Annotated in this window: 17 protein-coding genes; 6 read left to right on the top strand and 11 right to left on the bottom strand. The window is 33.9% G+C overall.

Going from position 1 to position 21,251, the window contains the following annotated elements; genetic code table 11:
- Positions 1–209 precede the first annotated feature (209 nt).
- The 3 genes from ABID42_RS14805 (at position 210) to ABID42_RS14815 (ending at position 4,332) form a co-directional block, all read left to right on the top strand.
- A complete protein-coding gene (locus ABID42_RS14805) occupies positions 210–2,414 on the top strand; it encodes a TonB-dependent receptor (RefSeq protein ID WP_367284319.1) in 2,205 nt (734 codons plus the stop codon).
- A 151-nt stretch (positions 2,415–2,565) separates the two neighbouring features.
- The gene (locus tag ABID42_RS14810; protein WP_367284320.1) at positions 2,566–3,210 is read left to right on the top strand and encodes a hypothetical protein; all 645 of its coding nucleotides are present in this window, start codon (positions 2,566–2,568) and stop codon (positions 3,208–3,210) included.
- A gap of 51 nt (positions 3,211–3,261) precedes the next feature.
- Complete coding sequence (locus ABID42_RS14815) at positions 3,262–4,332, top strand: sensor histidine kinase (protein ID WP_367284321.1); 1,071 nt, start codon at positions 3,262–3,264, stop codon at positions 4,330–4,332.
- Between the two features lie 400 nt (positions 4,333–4,732).
- Here ABID42_RS14815 and ABID42_RS14820 read toward each other — a convergent pair whose 3' ends face one another.
- Positions 4,733–5,305: a GNAT family N-acetyltransferase gene (locus ABID42_RS14820; RefSeq protein ID WP_367284322.1), complete on the bottom strand. Its 573-nt coding sequence runs from the start codon at positions 5,303–5,305 to the stop codon at positions 4,733–4,735.
- 50 nt (positions 5,306–5,355) lie between these two features.
- Here ABID42_RS14820 and ABID42_RS14825 point away from each other — a divergent pair, with 50 nt between their 5' ends.
- Positions 5,356–6,144, top strand: coding sequence for a LytR/AlgR family response regulator transcription factor (locus ABID42_RS14825; protein WP_367284323.1), 789 nt, complete (start codon positions 5,356–5,358; stop codon positions 6,142–6,144).
- Between the two features lie 231 nt (positions 6,145–6,375).
- On the opposite strand, the gene ABID42_RS14830 is transcribed toward ABID42_RS14825, so the two are convergent.
- The 10 genes from ABID42_RS14830 to ABID42_RS14875 form a co-directional block, all read right to left on the bottom strand.
- The gene (locus ABID42_RS14830) at positions 6,376–6,516 is read right to left on the bottom strand and encodes a hypothetical protein (protein WP_323255157.1); all 141 of its coding nucleotides are present in this window, start codon (positions 6,514–6,516) and stop codon (positions 6,376–6,378) included.
- Between the two features lie 89 nt (positions 6,517–6,605).
- The gene (argH, locus tag ABID42_RS14835) at positions 6,606–7,943 is read right to left on the bottom strand and encodes an argininosuccinate lyase (protein ID WP_367284324.1); all 1,338 of its coding nucleotides are present in this window, start codon (positions 7,941–7,943) and stop codon (positions 6,606–6,608) included.
- A gap of 22 nt (positions 7,944–7,965) precedes the next feature.
- Positions 7,966–9,150: an acyltransferase family protein gene (locus ABID42_RS14840; RefSeq protein ID WP_367284325.1), complete on the bottom strand. Its 1,185-nt coding sequence runs from the start codon at positions 9,148–9,150 to the stop codon at positions 7,966–7,968.
- Between the two features lie 20 nt (positions 9,151–9,170).
- The gene (locus ABID42_RS14845; RefSeq protein ID WP_367284326.1) at positions 9,171–10,250 is read right to left on the bottom strand and encodes a M20 family metallo-hydrolase; all 1,080 of its coding nucleotides are present in this window, start codon (positions 10,248–10,250) and stop codon (positions 9,171–9,173) included.
- Positions 10,251–10,282: 32 nt separating this feature from the next.
- Entirely contained in the window at positions 10,283–11,209 is a 927-nt protein-coding gene (locus tag ABID42_RS14850; RefSeq protein WP_367284327.1) for an ADP-ribosylglycohydrolase family protein, read from the bottom strand.
- 23 nt (positions 11,210–11,232) lie between these two features.
- Positions 11,233–11,607 (bottom strand): type II toxin-antitoxin system VapC family toxin, encoded by a 375-nt coding sequence (locus ABID42_RS14855; protein WP_367284328.1) that lies wholly within the window; start codon positions 11,605–11,607, stop codon positions 11,233–11,235.
- 3 nt (positions 11,608–11,610) lie between these two features.
- Complete coding sequence (locus ABID42_RS14860) at positions 11,611–11,844, bottom strand: hypothetical protein (protein ID WP_367284329.1); 234 nt, start codon at positions 11,842–11,844, stop codon at positions 11,611–11,613.
- Between the two features lie 92 nt (positions 11,845–11,936).
- The gene (argB, locus tag ABID42_RS14865) at positions 11,937–12,719 is read right to left on the bottom strand and encodes an acetylglutamate kinase (RefSeq protein ID WP_367284330.1); all 783 of its coding nucleotides are present in this window, start codon (positions 12,717–12,719) and stop codon (positions 11,937–11,939) included.
- 53 nt (positions 12,720–12,772) lie between these two features.
- On the bottom strand, positions 12,773–13,747 hold the full coding sequence (locus tag ABID42_RS14870; RefSeq protein WP_367284331.1) for an N-acetylornithine carbamoyltransferase: 975 nt from the start codon (positions 13,745–13,747) through the stop codon (positions 12,773–12,775).
- Positions 13,748–14,155: 408 nt separating this feature from the next.
- Entirely contained in the window at positions 14,156–15,109 is a 954-nt protein-coding gene (locus tag ABID42_RS14875) for a GNAT family protein (protein ID WP_367284332.1), read from the bottom strand.
- Positions 15,110–15,147: 38 nt separating this feature from the next.
- Between ABID42_RS14875 and porU2 the strand changes: the two genes are divergently transcribed.
- Both porU2 and ABID42_RS14885 read left to right on the top strand, forming a co-directional pair.
- The gene (gene porU2 / locus ABID42_RS14880; protein ID WP_367284333.1) at positions 15,148–19,983 is read left to right on the top strand and encodes a putative type IX secretion system sortase PorU2; all 4,836 of its coding nucleotides are present in this window, start codon (positions 15,148–15,150) and stop codon (positions 19,981–19,983) included.
- Positions 19,984–20,006: 23 nt separating this feature from the next.
- The gene (locus ABID42_RS14885) at positions 20,007–21,191 is read left to right on the top strand and encodes a sensor histidine kinase (protein WP_323255133.1); all 1,185 of its coding nucleotides are present in this window, start codon (positions 20,007–20,009) and stop codon (positions 21,189–21,191) included.
- Positions 21,192–21,251: the final 60 nt, after the last annotated feature.

Consider the following 21,251-nt stretch of genomic DNA (forward strand, 5'->3'; position numbering starts at 1 on the left):
TAACGGATTGATTATTATAAAATAAATGACTCCATTTTAATATAGTAAAACAACATAAGTTAATTTTAAAAGGCATTGAGTAGTATTTTATTAAAAATTCCCTCCTAAAAATACTGAGTTCATCCATTATAATCATCATTTCGTCGGAAAACAATTCAATAAAAATTCATTTTCAAGTTGTTTTGAATCATCAATTAAACAACACGACGATGAAAACATTTACTTATCTGTTAATCCTCTATTTCTTATTTATCGCTACGCAAGTTTTTTCACAAACTACTATTACAGGCAAAGTACTTGACGAAAAAGGTAAGACTTTGCCCGGTGCAAATATTTCATTAAAAGGTTCGTATGATGGAGCAACTGCCGATGCTGATGGAAATTTCAAATTTACCAGTAATGAAAAAGGCGAACAAATACTTGTTTGTACTTTCGTGGGCTTTGATACTTTCAGTAAAAGTATTGTAATGAATCAAAAAAACATTGAAGTGATTTTTAAACTCAAAGAATCAGCCAATGAATTGAATACTGTTACGGTAACTGCTGGTACGTTTGAGGCTTCGGACGAAAAGAAAACCACTTTAATCAAACCTTTAGATATTGTTACAACTGCGGGTGGCGGAGCAGATATTACGCAAACTATGACTTTACTTACACCCGGTTCACAACGAAACGGAGAATCTACAGGAATGTTTGTAAGAGGAGGTTCGGCGCAAGAATCTAAAATTTTAATTGACGGCTTGACTGTCCAAAATGCGTATAATACTTCTTCACCCGATGTTGCTGCTCGTTCTCGCTTCTCTCCTTTTCAATTCAAAGGTTCTGCATTTTCTACAGGTGGATATTCCGCACAATATGGACAGGCTTTATCGGCCGTTTTGTTGATGAATACTACTGATTTAGCCACAGAATCCGGCTATACTGTCAATGCGAATTTGGCACAAATTTCTTCGGGTTATACTCATTTGGCGGAAAAGCATTCTATAAGCGGAACGATTGCTTACAATAATCTTACTCCTTTGTTTAAAATCTATCCGCAAAATATAGATTGGATAAAAATCCCTGAACAAATTAATGTTGCTAGTTCCTATCGTGTGAAACCTTCCGCAGATGCCTCTTTTAAAATAGATGCAATCTATGGAAAAAGTGAATCAGGAATGATGTTTACAAATACTGAACAAAATCTTGCTCTTTCAAAATTCGGTGTAAAAAACAACAATCTTTTACTGACAAGTACTTATCAAAAAGCTTTAGACAAAAATGCTGAATGGGTCTTGAAATCGGGAGCTTCTTATTCTTACAATCAAGATTTATTAAGTGTAAATACTGATGCTTTTGAAAAAACAGAACAGCGTTCTCAGTTCAGAGCAGTATTGGTAAAATCATTTGATAATAATTCAAATATTCTGTTTGGTACAGAAGGACATATCGCTCAATATCGATTGAAACTAGAACAAGTGGCAAGCGATAAAAAGCAATACCGACTAACCGATAATTTTGAAGCAATTTTCTCTGAATCAGAATTTTACTTAACTCGTAAATTGGCTGGAAGAATCGGAATCAGAGCCGAACATTCTTCATTGCCTTCAAGCTTTAATGTCGCTCCGAGATTTTCTTTGGCTTATAAAACTGGACTTTACTCTCAAATTTCAGCGGCTGGTGGTACTTTCTACCAAACCCCTGATTTTCAATATTATTATTACAACAAAACGCTTGGCTACGAAAAGGCTACACATGCAGTGTTGAATTATCAGCTTATCAAAGATAATCGTACTTTCAGGGTTGAGGCTTATTATAAAAAGTATGCGAATTTAGTCCGTGAATATGCCGAACAAGAAAACTATTTTGATGCAAACCCTCAACGTTTTCCGAATGGTAGAACCGACAATACAGGAAAAGGTTTTGCACAAGGAATTGATGTCTTTTTCCGTGATAATAAATCTTTTAAAAACGGACAATTGTGGGTGAATTATAGTTATTGCGACTCAAAACGTTTGTCGGGTAATTACTTGATAGAAACACAACCAACTTTTGTTTCAAACCATAATTTGAATGTCATTTACAAACAATACATCGCCAAACCGATGATGACAGTTTCTGGAAAGTACTCTTTCACGAGTGGTCGCCCATATTACAATCCGAATAATCCAGTTTTCTTGTCAGATCGTACTCCAGATGTTCATAACACTAGCGTTTGGATAAATTACTTGACCAATATCAAAGGGAATTTTATGGTGGTTTACTTTTCGGTTGATAATATTTTGGGTACTCATAATATCTATAATTATCGTTATTCAGCAGACGGAAAAACTCGCACAGAAGTAAGACCAGCGGCATACCGCACCATTATGATTGGTACTTTTATCACTATTTCAAAGAAAAAAGTATTGCCAGAAGATATGCGTAAAAATTAAGGGAACTGTAATATTTTTCACGCTAAAGAAACGACAATTCACTCCTTGAAATACTTAGTTCGTCGGAATTATATTCATTCAAAACGTATCTTAAAATACCTTTGATTCATCAAAAAAGAAATCTTTAAACATTAAATAAACGAATATCATCATGAAAAATCTATTATTAACTATCGTAATTGCATTAACTTTTTTCACTGCTAAAGCAACTGACAACGAACGTTTTTACAAAGTAATGGGCGAAACACTTAGTCAATTAGGACAAGCAAAAGACCTGACTTCGTACCAAGAAGTAGCCAATAAATTTGAAAGAATTGCCAGTTCTGAAACTTCAGAATGGCTACCAAATTATTACGCAAGTTTGACATACTCTTTAATTGCCATGCAACAAAAAAGCGGTAGCGAAATCGATAAATATTTAGATAAAGCCGATATTTTTATCGAAAAATTAGCACAACAAAAAGTAAGTAATCAGGATGAAGTAGAAGTATTAAAAGCGCAAATTGCCATGATGAGAATTTCGGTAGATGGTCAAGCCCGTTTTATGAAATATGGTTCGGCTTTTGAAGGAGCAATTGCTAAAGCAAAAAGTATTAATCCTGAAAACCCAAGAGCATATTCTTTAAAAGCGCAAATGATTTTTTATACACCAGAGCAATTTGGTGGCGGAGCCAAAAATGCTTGTCCTGAAATTCAGAAAGCTTTAGAAAAATTCGCTAACTTCAAAGCAACAAGCCCAATTAATCCAAATTGGGGAGCAGAACAAATCAAAGAAATGGCAAAAGCCTGCAAGTAAAATAAAATCTTATATGAATCATGACGGTGTAAAAAGCCGTCATTCATTTTTATGGCAAAGGAATTAAAATCAAGTTTTTGGGGTCGTTTTTGGTTACTGAGTTTTTTCACAGTGATGGCATTCAATGGGCATATTTACTTCATCATTGGCATTATCAGAGGAAAAAATCAATACAAAGATTTCATTATCAATATTATTTACAGTAATATTTACGATGCTACAATGATGATTGGCTTATGCTGGTTATTCATCCAATTTGGTTCTTTTAGCAGATTTATTTGGGTTCGTCATGGCATTTTATCATTGTGTACGATGCTCTCGGCAGTGTTAAAATTCTTTAGTTTTTCACTGCTTTACAAATTCTTTGAAGACGATATCCCTACAAAAATCACCAATTATTCAAGAGATAATTATGACGCATTATTCGTCTTGGGACCATTACTTGGCGCAAATATTATTTACTATTGGTTTACGCATGAACGCACAAGGCTCATCAAAATGACCGAACAAGAATATCAATTATTACAATTAAACGACCTGAAAATTCGGGCAGAATTAGAGGCACTCGAAGCCAAAATCAATCCTCATTTTTTGTATAATTCCTTGAATTCAATTGCTTCATTGGTACACGATGACCCTGATAAAGCTGAACACATGGTTTTGAATCTTTCAAAATTCTATCGCTATTCTACAGGGAGAAGTCAAGAACATTATGATACGTTAGAAAATGAATTAGAAATTGTAAAAACTTATCTGGAAATTGAGAAAATTCGTTTTGACGAGCGATTGGTTTATTCTGTAGAATTTGAAGATGAAGCTTTTAGAAAATATAAAATTCCAAGATTTTTACTCCAACCCATTATTGAAAATGCCATCAAACATGGGATTTCAAAAATTGCGGGACAAGGTGTTCTGAAAATTAAAGTAAGCAAAGAAAAGGAAAACTTAAACATTAAGATTTTTGATAACGGTGTTCCTTTTCCTGATAATATTTTTTCGGGTTATGGTTTGAAGTCTATTCAAGATAAACTTCGCTTACTTTCAGGCGAAACGGCTTCGATGGAATTGACCAATTCGCCTGAAAAGGTGGTGATTATTACTTTGCCAGTTAGCTCGGTTTAGCTTTGAGCTGTGAGCTATGAGCTTTGAGCGAACCTTAATTTAAAAAGCTCAAGACTTAGTCTTAACTCAGAAAAGCTGTATGCTAATACACATTTTCTGACTTGTGATACACAAAATCTGAGTTAAGAGTCAGAGAAATGGAGTTAAAGCTCGCTAAAAGTGTATTGAAGCTCATAAAATCCGAGTACCTACTCACTTGAACTGAGTCAGTACTCAATAAATTTGAGTTAAAGCTCAGTCAAATTGAGTTGATAATCGGAAATACTGTATTAGAACTCAGTTTAAGTGGACTTGCTCCCAGCTTTGAGCCTTGAGCTATGAGCTTTGTGCAAGCATTAATTAAAAAAAGCTCAAAGCTCGTAGCTCGTAGCTCGTAGCTCAAGGCTAACAGCTAAAAAAGCTATCGTACTTTCAATTTCCAGTTTTTAACTTGCATTTTTTCGATATGGTGTACTTCGGCAATGCCAAATTCTCTGAAACCTGCTTTTTTAAGTACGTTTTGTGAAGGTAAATTAAAAAATGGTGTATCGGCAATGATGGTTTTTAAAGATGGCTCAAGGCTTGCCCAATCTATCAAACAGTTTATTGCCTCGGTTGCGTAACCTTTTTCACGATGTTTTCCATCAATAAAGTAACCAACCATCGTTACGCCATCTTGGTCTGGAAAACCAGCAAAACCGATTCCACCAATTGAAATGTTTTCGGCAACTAAAACGATTTCCCAATTGGTGTACCAAAAAAAGTTATCAGGATTTTCGGCCGTCATCGGTAGCCAAAAATTTACTAAGGCATCCAATGTCTCGGCTTTAAAAAAGTCTTCAATTTGCCAATTAGACGGATTCAGACCTAATTGTCGCTCCATTTTTTCTCTACTTTGGATAAACCAGAGTGTGAGTAAATCATTATCTAAAGGAATTAATTTCAATCGTTCTGAATATATTTCTATCATCGCATTTCCCACGATTTGCCACATCGTGTGTATCAAAAATTAACCAGCGATTTGGCAAATCGTGTGAAAAATCTATGTTTAAAACAATCCTTATCGACGACGAAAAACTAGCTATCAATCGCCTTGAAAGATTGCTGGGCAAATATACAGATACTTTTGAGATAATCGGACGAGCCAATAATGGTGCAGAAGGACTTTCGTTGGTAGAAACGCTTCGTCCTGATTTGATTTTTTTAGACATTGAAATGCCTGTGATGACGGGTTTTGAAATGCTCTCTCGGCTTACTTTTATGCCTTTGGTAGTTTTCGCTACGGCTTTCGACGAGTACGCTATTAAGGCTTTTGAGGAAAATTCTATTGATTACCTTTTGAAACCCATCGAACATGAAAGATTGGACAAAACGGTTCAAAAACTAATGCTTTGGCAGTCGAACGTGGTACAAAAAGTGGAGCAGACGAATCATCAAGAGAATTTATTTAATGATAATCTGATGAAAATGATTGAAGCGATGAAACCAAAAAAGGCTATCAGTTCTATTTCGGTAAAAACTGGCAGTAAGATTTTATTGATTGATTTACAAGATATTAGTCATTTTGAGGCTGACGATAAGTATGTATTTCTGATAACACTTGATGGACAAAAATACTTGACAAGCTATACAATTTCTATTCTTGCAGAGAAATTGCCGTCAAATCAGTTTTTGCAAATTAGTAGGGCAAATATTATTAATATTCAGAAAATCAAAGAAATAGAGAAACACTTTAATGGAAAATTTCAAATTACGATGAAAGATAAAGCTCAAAGTAAAATGATTTCTGGCGGTACTTTTGGGGAAGCGATTAAGGCTTTGTTTGAGATTTAGATTTTTGGGGGGACTTGAAGACTGGAGGACTTAAGGACTGTAAGACAGAAGAAGCAAGAAACAAGATGCGGGAGGTTTTTATTGGAGACTTGAGGATTTTAAGACTTGAAGATGAAATAAGCAAGAAACAAGATGCCGGGAGGTTTTTATTGGAGATTTGAGGATTTTAGAACTGAAAAATAAAAATCACTAAATCACAATTCACTAACTCACTCATTCACTAATTCACAACTAAAAAATTCCTTTAGCAATTAAATAAGGTACAATTAACCAAAGTAATCCTTTAATCAAGAAAAAGAAAAAACCTGCCCAACCTAAGCGTTTGAGCCATGCACGAAAATCTTTTTTGGGTGGGGTTTGATTTGTTTCCAATGTTAATGAGTGATTTCCAGATTAACGCCATTACTTTTCAATTAGTTTTCACCTCAATGATTTTTTATCTCATTGAGGTGAAAAGTTTTCTATTTCAGCAAGTCATCAATGGCATTTTGTACTTTTTCAAAACCAAATCTTCCAACAACTTCTTGCATCATTGCTGAAATTTGTTCGTTGCACAAATTGCCAATGCTTCCTTCATGATTGTGTTTTAAATCACGGTTAGGCGTATAAGTATTTGAATTGATTTCGTTACCAATAATTTTATAAGCTTCACGGAAAGGTACGCCTTGCAACACTAATTCGTTTACTCTTTCTACCGAAAATAATAAATCGTATTTGGTATCTTCCAAAATTCCTTCTTTTACTTGAATATTTGAAAGCATGAAGTAAGTCATGTCTAAGCAATTCAAAATTTCATCAAAAGCAGGCATTAAAATTTCTTTCAAAATCTGCATTTCACGATGATAACCCGAAGGCAAATTGCCCATTACCAACATTATTTCGTTAGGAAGTCCTTTCAAACGATTGGTTTTTCCTCTTAATAATTCTGCCACATCAGGATTTTTCTTGTGTGGCATAATCGAACTTCCCGTCGTCATTTCATCGGGTAATTTAATGAAACCGAAGTTCTGAGAATTATACAAACAAATATCCATCGCTAATCTTGAAAGCGTCGAAGCAAATTGAGCAATGGCGGTTGTGGCAAATAATTCAGTTTTTCCACGAGACATTTGGGCATAAACCACATTGTAATGCAAATTATCAAAACCCAATAATTCTGTCGTCATGGTTCTGTTCAAAGGAAATGATGAACCATAACCAGCACCAGAACCCAGTGGATTTTTGTTTGCTAAACGATAAGCGGCTTGCAACATTTCCATATCGTCCACCAAACTTTCGGCATAAGCCCCAAACCACAAACCAAAACTTGAAGGCATGGCAATTTGCAAATGCGTATAACCCGGCAATAATACTTCTTTGAATTTTTCACTCAAAGTAATCAATAATTCAAACAAACGATTTGAAGATTCTGCTACTTCTTGTAAACGAGTACGAGTGAAAAGTTTTAAATCCACCAAAACTTGGTCGTTTCTCGAACGTCCAGAGTGAATTTTCTTACCAGCTTCGCCCAATTTACGAGTCAGCATCAATTCTACTTGCGAATGCACATCTTCGATACCTTCTTCAATCGTAAAATCACCTGCTTGAATACTTTGGTAAATTGCCTTTAATTCTTGCTGAATTTCGGCTAATTCTGCTTTTTCAAGCAAGCCGATACTTTCTAACATTTGCGTATGAGCCAAAGAACCCAACACATCAAATTCAGCTAAAAGTACATCAAATTCGGGGTCACGCCCAACGGTAAATTTTTCAATTTTTTCATTTACCGAAACATTATCTTTTTGCCAGAGTTTGCTCAATTTTTTATTTTTTATATTTCGTTTAAACCTTAATAAATATCTTTTTGCGATACATCCACCGCAAAATTAGCCATTCAAAACCTAAAACTAATGTTCCTTGCACCAAGCTTTGATATGGAATACCCAAAATTGTGGCATAATCTTTCCCAAAATGTATCAATAAGGATTTTGCAATGTAAGAATCAACAGTGTGTGCAATGATATAAGCAGCGATGGAATTTGTACCAATGACGATGAAGAAAAAAACATATTTCCCTTTTTGAAGTACATCTATTGTCCAATAAAAAAATGCCATTAACAGAAAACACCAACCTCCGCTAAAAATCACCCAAGTTGGCGTCCAGATTCTTTTGACATTCGGACAAATTCCAAGAGCATTTAAGATTGATGCCAACACCAAACCGCTAATACCTAAAATGATAAAAGTCTTTAATTTTTCATTAGATGAAGTATTGGCTTTCAAGATATTTCCTGCCAAAAGCCCTAAAATCATCGTACCTAAAGTAGGAATAAAACTTAAAGTAACGTAGCCACCACCATTGAAAACAAAAGGTTTTTCTCTTGGGAAAAGGTTCAAAAACCATTGGTCGAAGTCAGAAGCTAAATTGGTATTTTTATTCCAATGAGCGGCAAATCCTGATAAGTGATGCGACCAATCTTTAGCAACGCCAACACTTGTGGTATCAAAATTAGCATCGGGCAAAGGATACAAAGCAAAAGCCAACCAATAACCAAGTAATATCAGCACTAAAGCAGTAATCTGAATTTTCTGAGAACGGAAATTCAATAAAAATAAGAAAGAATATCCCAGACCAATTTGGGTAAGTGTATCTTCAAAAGTAAAGTTGGTTTGTTCTTTCCACTGCGAACGAAGGAAAATACCCAGCAAAATCAGTTTCAAAGAACGCCAAAGTACATGACTGAATACTTTGGTAAAATTCTCTTGATGTTGCAAGCGATTCGCCACCGAATAAGGCAAAACTACACCCACCAAAAAAGAAAATGAAGGTTGAATTAAATCGTGTAAAGAACAACCAATCCATTCTACATGGGACTGATTGAAAGCAAGAAATTGCCAAAAAGTACTTTGGGGTAAAGCTTCTGAAACTTTTTCAAAACTCAAAACCTCAGCCATCATTAAAAACATCACAAAGCCACGGTAAACGTCTGCCGAAGTTAGTCGATTTTGAAATGATGATTGAGACATTGTTTTAGAGTTTAAAATAGCTATCGGGCAATGATTACTTCACCTAACATTTTAATATATAAATCTATTCCTTCTTCGATTTCAGATAAATAAATAAATTCATCGGCAGTGTGCGAACGACCTGAATGCCCCGGTCCTAATTTTAACGACTGACAATCCAACACAGCTTGGTCAGAAGTAGTCGGCGAGCCATAAGTAGTCCTTCCCAATTGAATGCCAGCTTGCACGATTGGATGTTCCAAAGGAATCGAAGATGGTTTCAAACGAATAGAACGAGCTTGTGCATCCGATTCAATATTTTGACGAATTGTATCCAAAGTTTCTTCCAAAGAATATTGTTCGGTTACTCTACAATCAATTGTAAAAGAACAAGTATCAGGCACTACATTGTGTTGTTTTCCAGCATTGATAATCGTTACCGACATTTTCATTTTCCCCAACACAGGCGATACTTTTGGAAATTCATATTGTTGAATCCAAGTAATATCACGAAGCGCTTTATAAATGGCATTATCACCTTCTTCACGGGCTGCATGTCCTGCTTTTCCATGAGCGGTACAATCCACAACCATCAAACCTTTTTCGGCAATGGCTAAGTGCATTTCGGTAGGTTCACCCACGATGGCAAAGGAAATTTCTGGTAAGTCGTTTTCTTTCAAGAGTAATTCCAAACCATTTACACCCGAAATTTCTTCTTCGGCAGAAGCCACAAAAAGCACATTGAAACTTAAATCACTTCTATGATAAAAATAACAAAAAGTAGCTAATAAACTTACCAAACAACCACCAGCATCGTTACTTCCTAAGCCAAAGAGTTTTCCATCTTTCACCAAAGGTTCAAAAGGATTCAATGTCCAAGAAGGATTCGGTTTTACGGTATCGTGATGAGAATTAAGCAATACGGTTGGTAAAGCGGGATTAAAATGCTTATTTCTTGCCCAAATATTATTGATTTTTCTGCGGAATGGAATTGTTCTTTCTCTGAAAAATTCTTCAAGAATATCACCTGTTTGTTGCTCTTCACGACTAAAAGATTGTGTTGCAATCAATTGTTTTAAAAGAGTGATGGCATCTTGAGTGAGTTGTTGTTGTAAGGTCATACAATTGACTTGGTTTCAAAAACCATTAGCGTTTATTCGAATCTTGAGAATCGATTTACAAGTTCAAAAATATCGTCTTTACGAGCTAATTGATTAATCCACTCGCTTGGAATTTGGTCGAAACCATAATACAAACCAGCCATTCCGCCCGTAACCGAGCCGATTGTGTCGGTATCGTCGCCCAAATTAATGCCTTTGAGTACGGCATCATGAAAATTGTCGGTAGTAAGAAATGCCCAAAGACTTGCTTCTAAAGTATGAAGAATATAACCTGAAGAGAAGATTTCATCTTGTGAAAGCTCTGAAATATCATCAAATAAAATTCTATTGTAAAGTTCTATTTCAGCATTTTTGATTTGAATCAAATGTAAATAATCACGAACAGTATTTTGAGTTTCGTGATAAGCCTTGAATTTATTTTCTTCTTTGATAAGATTTATTACAAATTCAACGGCAAAAAAACATCCAATAATGGTACGAATATGCGCATGAGTAATACTTGATACTTCTCTGACAACTGCAAAACGTTGATCTATTGGTTTATTTTTCAGATAAAAAGCCAATGGTAAAATTCTCATCAAAGAACCATTTCCATTAGAATAATCATCGCATTCGCCTGATTGATAAGGAGAAACACCTTTTAAAATTTTATCAATGGCATTTCGAGTAGAAACACCAATATCAAACATTGCTCCAGTAGATGACCAATAATTAAACTCATACCATTTACACAAACGTTTAGCGAGTAATTCTACATCATAGCCCTCAATCAATTGTTCAGCTAAGCAGAAAGACATCGAACTATCATCCGACCAAGTACCAGCTGGTTGATGATGCGTTCCATATTCACGCATACCCACTACGGGCTTTGCCTGTAAATGTTTACGACTCATAAACTCTACAGGTACGCCTAAAGCATCGCCTGTAGCAATGCCAAAAAGTAGTCCTTTACTGTGCATTTTTGAGTTTTTTAATAAAAACATTAGATTTCATACAAGTCCAAATTAGGAATGAAGTTGAAATCTTTTAGATTATATGTAAAAAGAGGAATACGATGAATTACAGAAGTAGCACCAATAATAGCATCAGGAATTTGTAAACCATGACTTAATTTGAATTTTTCAATCAAAGTTGTAGCTAATTTAGAGGTTTCAGCATCAATATCAATTACATCAAAATATTTGATTTTTTTCTTCATTTGGACAAGTTCAGTTTTGTTCTTCATACCTTGATAAAGTTCCATCAAAGTAATTGATGAAATCACAATATTTTCAAAACCAATTTTGTCCATTTCATCAATGGTATCTTGCCTACCATTAAAAGCACTTATGAAAATATTTGTATCACAAAGTACCATTCCTTATTCCCAATTTCTTTTCCATCCTTCACTACGAATCTCTTCTAAAGACCGTGGATTTGATTTCCAAATACCAAATAAATCTTTCGGATTGAGAGACTTATTTCCTTTTGTAATCAAAGTATTGCCTTTCAATTCAGATGAAACGACTTTTACATTCACAAATTGAAATGATTTGAACAGTAAAAATAGTTTTTCCAATTCAGCTTGGCTATTTACTTCAAATGTAACGTTCATTATTCTTAGATTTTATTTTCGTAAAAATAATTTTAAATAATGGCTTTACAATGCTATTTAGCAATTTAACCTCTTTGAAAAGGTCGAATTGCTTATTTAATAATCTTTGTTCCAGCCACCCCGTCTTTCACCGCTAGTTTTACTTCTTTTGCATGACATATCGTTACTTGCGAAACTCCATCTGCCAATGCTTTAAAAGCATTATCTAATTTCGGAATCATTCCTTTATTGATAACACCTGCTGCTTTATACTTTTCGTAGTCTTCAGGTTTCAAAACTGCAATCACTGCATCATCATCTTCTGGATCTGATAATACTCCTTTTTTCTCGAAACAATATACCAAGTTTACTTCGTAAGCATCTGTCATCGCTACTGCAATAGCTTGTGCTTGCGTGTCAGCATTGGTATTGAGCATATTTCCTTCTTTATCGAAAGTCAGCGGAGCAAAAACAGGTACAATACCTTGTTGTAACAAACTATCAATAAAAGTACCGTTTACTTTTTCAATATCGCCAACAAAGCCATAATCAACCGTTTTAACCAAACGTTTTTGCGATAAAATTACTCCTGCATCTGCACCCGTCAAACCAATTGCATTATCACTGAAATGTTGCATTTGAGCAACTAACGATTTATTTACCAAACCACCATAAACCATTGTTACAACATCTAACATTGCTTTATCGGTGATTCTTCTACCTTCTACCATTACCGTTTCAATGCCCAATTTTTCAGCAACTTGTGTAGCAATTTTCCCACCGCCATGCACTAGAATTTTGGGTGAAGGAATATCTGAAAAATCTCTTAGAAATTGTTTACAAAAAGCAGGATTATCAATAACGTTCCCACCGATTTTTACAACTGTTAATTTCATATTATTTTAAAGGAAACGCTTTCGGAATTCCTCAAACGTTTCCTCAACAAAAGCTAAAATAAATAAGGACTTTCTTCTTTGATGATACTGAGCAAAATCTGTTTCATAACTACTTGTGCAGACCATACTCTGTTTCCAGCTTGCTGAACAACTACTGAATTTGGAGAATCCAATACGGCATCTTCTACAACAATATTTCTACGAACTGGCAAACAGTGCATAAATTTAGCATTATTAGTCAATTTCATTTTTTCCATCGTCACCATCCATGATGGGTCTTGGTTCAATATTTGTCCGTACTGAGTATATGAAGACCAGTTTTTTGCATAGATAAAGTCGGCATCTTTAAATGCTTCTTCTTGATTATGCGTCACTTTTGCATTTCCTACAAATTCAGGTGCTAATTCATAACCTTCTGGATGAGTAATGACGAAATCAACATCTGCCGCATTCATCCATTCTGCAAACGAATTGGGTACTGCCTGTGGCAATGCCTTTACATGTGGTGCCCAAGTAAGAACTACTTTAGGACGTGGCTTCGTTTTTAATTCTTCAATAGTGATTAAATCTGCTAAAGACTGAAGCGGATGACGAGTAGCCGATTCCAAACTTACGATTGGACGACCAGTATTTTTAACAAATTGACTAATTACTTTTTCTGAATAATCTTCTTCACGGTCGGTCAAACCAGGGAAACTACGAATACCAACAATATCGCAATATTGCCCAATAACTGGTGCTGCTTCTTTGATGTGTTCAGCTTTGTTGCCATCCATAATAGCACCATCTTCAAATTCCAAACCCCAACTATCTTGTCCGACGTTCATTACCATAAGCTCCAAACCCAAATTTTGCGCAGCACGTTGTGTACTTAAACGAGTACGAAGACTTGAGTTAAAAAACAAAAGCCCCATTGTGCGATTTCTACCAAGGTGTTTATCTGCGTAAGGAGTTTTCTTATATAATAGAGCTTCTTTTACAAGTGCTTGCACATCAACGGCATCTTTGACCGACAAAAAATTTTGCATATTTTTTAAACTGATTTATTCAAATATTTTGATTAATCTCTCCAAATAAGACTAAGCAGATTAATTTTTTGGAGAATATTTTGCAAAGTTAATTCAATTGTTAAAATAATACATGATTTTGTTAAAACAGTTAAAGAAGCACAGAATGTTTGAAAAGATATAGCAATCAAGAAGTTTCTTTTGGAAAAAATGATTTTCTCAAAATTTTGTAACGAAAACCGAATAAACGACACTTTTTAAGCTAATAAATACAAGCAAAAAAAATATGGCGAACCTCAAGGAGACTCGCCATACTGCCACTAACACACCAAAATAATAATTTTTGCCCGCTAAAGACAAAAATTTTACTTCTTAAAATGAACATACGAGAATTTTGACAAAAAGGACTCATCAAATCACAAATATTTTTTATTTATTTTCAAAATTGTACAAAAAACTTTTTTTGAGGGACTTTTTAGCTCCTAAACGTTGTTTAAATTGAGCTAATCCTTCGTTTAAAATACCTTTCTCAGTAGCGATTCCGAGGTCTAATAGTTTAAAATTGTTTCGCTGACAAAATTCATAAATACCTGAAATTAAATATATTGTTGGGCTATATTTCAAATATTCTTCATCATCTGCCAAGTAAAAAGTGTAAAGTATTTCATCTGTAATTTTAACGGTTACTCCAACAGCAATCATTTTTTGTTCATCAATGACCGAAAAAATTTGAAAATTGTCTGAAAATAGCTCAAAACTTCGCCTCAAATTCGCTAAAGTAATCGTCATTTTCCTATTTTTCCTCATTCTCGACCGAGTAATAAAAGCATGAATTAATGCTAAATCGGGTTCTTTTTCTTGCCGAAAGGAAAAAGTATTCTTCACCGCTTTTCGCAAAAGTTGTTTATGCCGAGAAGAGTTGAGGGTTTCGTAAAAACTTAAATCAGTTATCGCTATTTCAAAATTTTGGTCAACAATACAATGTTTGAAAGATAATTTCTCAAAACAAAAATCAATTGCTTCTCGCTGATTCATGCTAAGATAACTTTCTGGACAAAAAGTAATTTGTACACTTTCAAGTTTTGACAAAGAACAAAAAGCTAACTGAATAAATGTTGCAAGCGATTCATTTGAAAGTTCTTCACTGAATTCTATTCCACCAAAAGTTGCTCGTAAAGGACTAAAACCTTTCTCCTCTAAAATAATGACCGAAAAACGAGCTATAAACAATTGACTATCAAGGTTTTTCCAGTAAAAAGTATATACTTCTTCCCCACCCTGTTGGCGTAAATGTTCTGCTTCGTTAAAGAAAAATCGAGTAAAATTGAATCCCGATGTTGGAACAAAAGAAAAATTATAAGAGGAGATTAATTGATAAGTCATTTTTTAGTATTTTAGGGTAGAATTCTACTGATAAAAATATGAGAAAATTAGCTACAATCTACAAGACAGTATTAATATTTTTGATACTTCTTTTACATCTTCTCCATTCAGACATTTCTGCGCAAGTAATTGGCAATGAATGGATTAATCCTCAGCAACAATATTTTAAGCTCAAAATCACCCAAAAAGGAATTCATCAAATTAGCTTTGAAGCACTACAGAAATCAGGTTTTCCTGAGAACGTAAATCCTGAAAAAATACAAATATTCAGGCATGGAAAAGAAGTAGCTATTTCGGTTCATCATAATAATTCTACTGTGTTTCAAGCAAATGATTTCATAGCATTTTACGCTGAAAACAATGATGGCTCTTTAGATTCACTTTTGTATCAACCTAGCAATGCTCAACCACATTCATATTATAGTTTATTTTCAGATACGGCTTCTTATTTTATTACTTATCGTATTGATAATCAGAAAAATAAAAGAATATCTATCCAAGAAAAAACTCCTTTTAAAAATCTAAAACCAGAAGAATTTCATTTAGAGGAAGATTTACAAGTATTTACTTCTTCCTTTTCTGAAGGTCAGCCAGAACCAATTGGCGCTTCACTTGCATCAGGTATTTTGAATAGTAATTATGGCTTTGGCAAAGCTTGGACTGGCGAAATTCAGAAACCAAATACCAAACATAATCTTGATATTCAACTTAAAAATTTTATAAAAAATAGTTCTTACAAACCAAAGATTGAAATACTCTTTTCAGGGCGTTCGGAAGGGCAACATGATTTACAAATCAGCCTTAATAACAAGCTTGTAGATAGTTTATTTTTTGAAAATTACTTTACTCAACTTTATAAAAAAGAAATAGCTTTTGAAGCAGATAAAAATCAAATTTCCATTCTTTCAAGCCAATTGAATGACCAATACTCAGTCTCATTTCTAAAAATTACTTATCCACAAGATTTCCAAATGAAAGGCTTGAATGAAAAGGTTTTTCATTTTCCGACAAACAAATCAACAGAGCGTTTGGTTATTGTTCAAAATCCTCCCAAAAACGCTTTTGTCTATGACATTTCCAATAAATTTCATCCAATTAAAATTGATTTTCAGCAAAGCGATTCTACTCTTATCTTTCAAACCAATGGGCAACACATTTTGGTAAGTAATCAAATCAAAAAACCTGATGCAATTGAACAAATATTCTTTAAAGAGTTGCCAAAAAGAAAAGCCGATTTCTTAATTATTACACATCAAAAATTACTTCAATCAGCTCAAAAATATGCTAATTATAGAGCTTCTGAAAAAGGTGGAAAACACGATACTTTGTGCGTAACGACAGATTTTTTATATAATTATTTTACTTATGGCGATAAAAACCCATTGGTAATTCAGCGGTTTTTAGCTTTTATGAAAAACACGGAAAAATCACAATTCTGTTTTATCATTGGCACTGCTACTTATCCACAAAAAGCACGGAAAAATTCATTAGACTACCAATTAGATTTAGTGCCAACTTGGGGTTTTCCTTGTGGAGATATTCCCTTTGGGATGAATCTCAACGATGACCAATTAAACATTCCAGTCGGACGTTTAGCTACTAATAATCCGCAAACAGTTTTAGATTATTTAGAGAAAGTAAAAGAACATGAAGCTCAAGCAATGAATGAACTTTGGCGAAAAAAATCCTTAATGATGTCTGGTGGAAGGAGTGTTTTTGAACTAAACACGTTTAAAGATTATGTAACTGAATTGAAGGAAATTAGTGAGAACGGACTTCTCGGACAGCAAGTACAATTACTTGCCAAAAAGACTGACAATCCAACTGAATTCATCAACGTTACCGAACAAGTAAATCAAGGTGTGGGAATGATTACGATGTTTGGACATTCGGCTTCACAGCAAACTGATATGGATATTGGTTATGTTTCTAATGATTTATTTGGCTACAAAAATCAAGGAAAATATCCTTTTATTTTGGTGAATGGTTGCAATGCTGGCGATTTATTTGCCTCACAAAATTCTTTTGGAACAGATTGGATAAACACGCCCAAACGGGGCGCAATTTTGTTTTTGGCTCATAGTTATTTGAGTTATTCTTTTAGCTTAAAATCATATTCCGACGAGTTATTTCAAACCCTTTTTCAAGACAGTATTTATATTGACAAAGCCTTTGGAACAATTATGCAAACCAGCATCAATCGTTATTTGAAAAGATTTCCAAACTCAGCTTTTGAACTGGCGAATGCACAGCAATTCACTTTACAAGGTGACCCTGCTATCGTACTTTTCCCTGCAAGTAAACCCGATTTTGCTATTGATAATACTGCAATTTTATTGCCTAATCAGGAAGAAAACTCAGCTATACTTTCAGACTCTTTAAGCATCGGAATTGTCATTAAAAATTTAGGTAGAGTTTACAGAAACCCTTTGAACATTCAAGTAAAAAGAACATTTCCAAATGGGAAAACAGTACTTTTTGAAAATACGTTTTTGAAAGAAATTTCTTATCAAGATACTGTCTATTTTAAAATCCCAAACGACAAATTTCCAAGTGTTGGAACCAATCGTTTTGAAGTAATAGTAGATTACAATAATCATATTTCAGAACTCCAAGAAAACAATAACACTTCCGTACTAGAGTACAATTTTTCAGCGCAAACTATTAGCATTTTACATCCTCAAAACTTTAGCATTACCAACCAACAAATCATTGATTTTCAATTACAATTACCTTTTAAGGCAGATAATCCAAATATCATTTTTGAAATAGACACGAATCATTTATTTCTTTCTGCCTATAAAAAAAGTATCATTTTACCTTATCAAAATTTCTTATCTTTCAAACATAACATCTTAGAAAAAGACAGTACTGTATATTATTGGCGAGTGAAAACAGAAGGTAATACTTGGATAGAAAATTCTTTTCTTTTTCTAAAAAATAGCTCAGAAGGTTTTGCTCAATTTAGCTTTCCACAATTATCAAAATCAGTAACTGATGAACGTATTTATTTGGAAAATACACAATGGGAATTTCATACTTCTTCTATTACTTTATCAGCTAAAATCTATGGAACAAATAGCGGAGTTCCACGTTCTCACAGAGCAAATTCAGTCATATTGAATGATAAAATTTTGATTAGCGATGGCGTTTGTTATCCTTGGTTTAACCTTAATGCTGTGGCTTTCAACCGAGCTTTGCGACCCTACGCCGTCATTCCAAGTTTGGTTTGTGGCTATGCTCCTTATGCCGTCAATTATCTTTCAACAGAAGAATATTCTACTGATTTAAAAGATTATTTCACGGCTACCGAGTCTGGAAATTATGTAATACTTTGGAATTCAGGACATTTAGAATACCAAAATTGGACGAATGAATTCAGGAAAAATTTTATTGAAATTGGGGTTGATACCAATAAAATTAAGCGTTTAACAAAAGGTTCTCCTTTTCTAGTTATCGGTAGAAAAGGAGCAAAAAAGGCTTTATTAGAACTATTTCCTGATGTTAATAAGCGTGGCGACACACAGATTTTAAACTTAGAGAATTATACCATCAAGGATAATTTTGATACAGGAAAAATTACTTCTCCACTTATTGGTGTTGCTTCAAAATGGGACGAAGTTTTGATTGATGTTGAAAAAAATGAGCAACAAACATTTTCTTATAATATTTTAGGAGTAAATCTAAAAGGAGAAGAGCGCATTTTAGCCGAAAATATTCAGCAAAAAACCTTCAATATCAGTAATATTAATGCTAAAGAATTCCCCTTCTTAAAAATCATTATTCATTTGAAAAACACTGATTTCTCGGAAAAATCACCACAATTAAAATCACTAATTGTGCATTATCAAAGCCTTCCTGAAGGAATTCTTTCAGAAGTAGAGAACAACAAACTCACCGACAAACAGGAATATGAAAATTTTAAGATTCAGGCTACTTTCAAAAACATTTCAAATAAAGATTTCAGCGACTCAATTAGCGTCAAACAAGTAATGACAAACGCATTTTCGAATAAAAAAGAGATTAAAAGCTTTAAAGTAAAAGCGCTAAAAAGTCAAGATTCAGTCAGGGTAAATTTGCCGATTCAAACTGTGGGCTGGTTAGGAGAAAATATATTTAGTCTTACTTTTAATCCAGAAATTTTACCAGAAAAATCTTATCAAAACAATTCCATTTATTATACTTTTAAAGTAATTTCTGACGAAATAAATCCCATTTTATCCGTTACTTTCGACGGTCGGCAAATTCAACAATATGAAGTTGTTTCTTCTAAACCTTTCATCAAAATTGGATTGAAAGACGAAAATATTTTTCGCATTAAAAAAGATACAAATGGCATAGATTTAAAGATAAAATACTGTCCAACTTGTGCATTCAAAAGAGTTTATTTCAGTCAAAATGATATTACTTGGCGAATAGATAGTTTGACTAATACTTTCTTAATTGAATATTTTCCACAAGATTTACCCAAAGACACTTTGACTATTTCCGTTCAAGCACAAGATGTAACAGGGAATTTTGCTGGCAATCGTCCTTATCAAATTTCATTTAGAATCCTTCCAAATGATACTTTAATGGCTTTCAAAGTATTTCCTAACCCATTTCAGTTTTTTACGAAGTTTGTCTTGGTATTATCTAGAGAAAGTATTCCTGATGAATTTTATATTGAAATTTTCGACCTTCAAGGTAAACAAGTATCCTTGGTAAGACCTGATAATTCCATAAAAATTGGAGTAAACGAAATCATTTGGGAAGGCAAAGATTTCACAAGCAATTACTTGCCTTCTGGAACCTATTTTTATCGTTTAATTTTAAAAAATAAAGCAGTAGATTTGGCGTTAAGAACTAGTGGAAAATTGATTATTTCACGCTAAAATCCTTTGCTTAAGACATTTTTATGATTTTATCTGTAGATATTTATAGCCGTAATACTTGGTGGAAAGTAGCTTTTTTGGGCTTTTGTTTAATTGTGGGTATATTTTCTTTGTACTTCACCGATAAAATTGTTTCAAAACTAGAAGAACGTGAAAAACAGCAAATTGAATTATATGCCGAGTCGTTGAAATATACCATGACCAGCGACCCAAATCAAGATGTAAACTTCTTCTTTGAAAAAATCAAAAAATCGAATGAAAACAATACGATTCCTATTATTCACAAAGATGGAACTGGCTATTTAACTGCAAAAAATATTGAAATGCCAGAAGGATTGAATTCGGATGAAAAACAGGCTTTTCTACAAAAAGAACTACAAGAAATCATCAGGGACGATAATCCGCCGATTGAGCTTGATATGACACTCCATAAAGAATATATTTATTTTGGAAATTCACGCTTGCTAGATTTACTTCGTTATTATCCGCTTTTTCAATTGGCTGTAGTATTGGTTTTTGGTTTGGCGGCTTATTTATTTTTTGATGCGTCGAGACGTTCAGAACAAAATCAGGTTTGGGTGGGTTTGGCAAAAGAAACGGCACATCAATTAGGCACTCCACTTTCGTCGCTTACCGCTTGGGTCGAATATTTCAAAAATGACCCTACTTATGACCAAGAAATTGTAAAAGAATTAGAAAAAGACGTTACCCGACTTGATATTATCACGACTCGTTTCTCAAACATTGGCTCAATTCCAGTATTGAAACCTGAAAATATCATTGAAACCATCGAAACATTTATGTCGTATTTACAAAAAAGGATTTCGACAAAAGTTGTCTTTTCGCTTGATAATCAACTCAATCAGCGTAATACGGTCAACGTCAATCGTTACTTATTTGAATGGGTTATTGAAAATATTTGTAAAAATGCAGTGGATGCAATGGGTGGTGTGGGTTCATTAAAAATTACGTTGAGCGAAACCAAAAACAATAAAATTGCCATCGACATTAAAGACAGTGGAAAAGGAATTTCTAAACAAAATCTTAGCAAAGTATTCGATCCAGGTTTTAGTACAAAAAAAAGAGGTTGGGGCTTAGGTTTAACGCTTGCCAAACGTATCATTGAAAATTACCATGATGGAAAACTATTCGTAAAACAATCTGAATTAAATAAAGGAACTACTTTCAGAATCTTATTAGATGCTTAATCTAGTTTCATTTTTGCCCGTAAAATGTCTAATTTTGCAAAACATTTTTAGGCAATTACA

It is taken from the genome of Arcicella rosea, assembly GCF_040543805.1.
Classification (GTDB): Bacteria; Bacteroidota; Bacteroidia; order Cytophagales; family Spirosomataceae; genus Arcicella; species Arcicella rosea.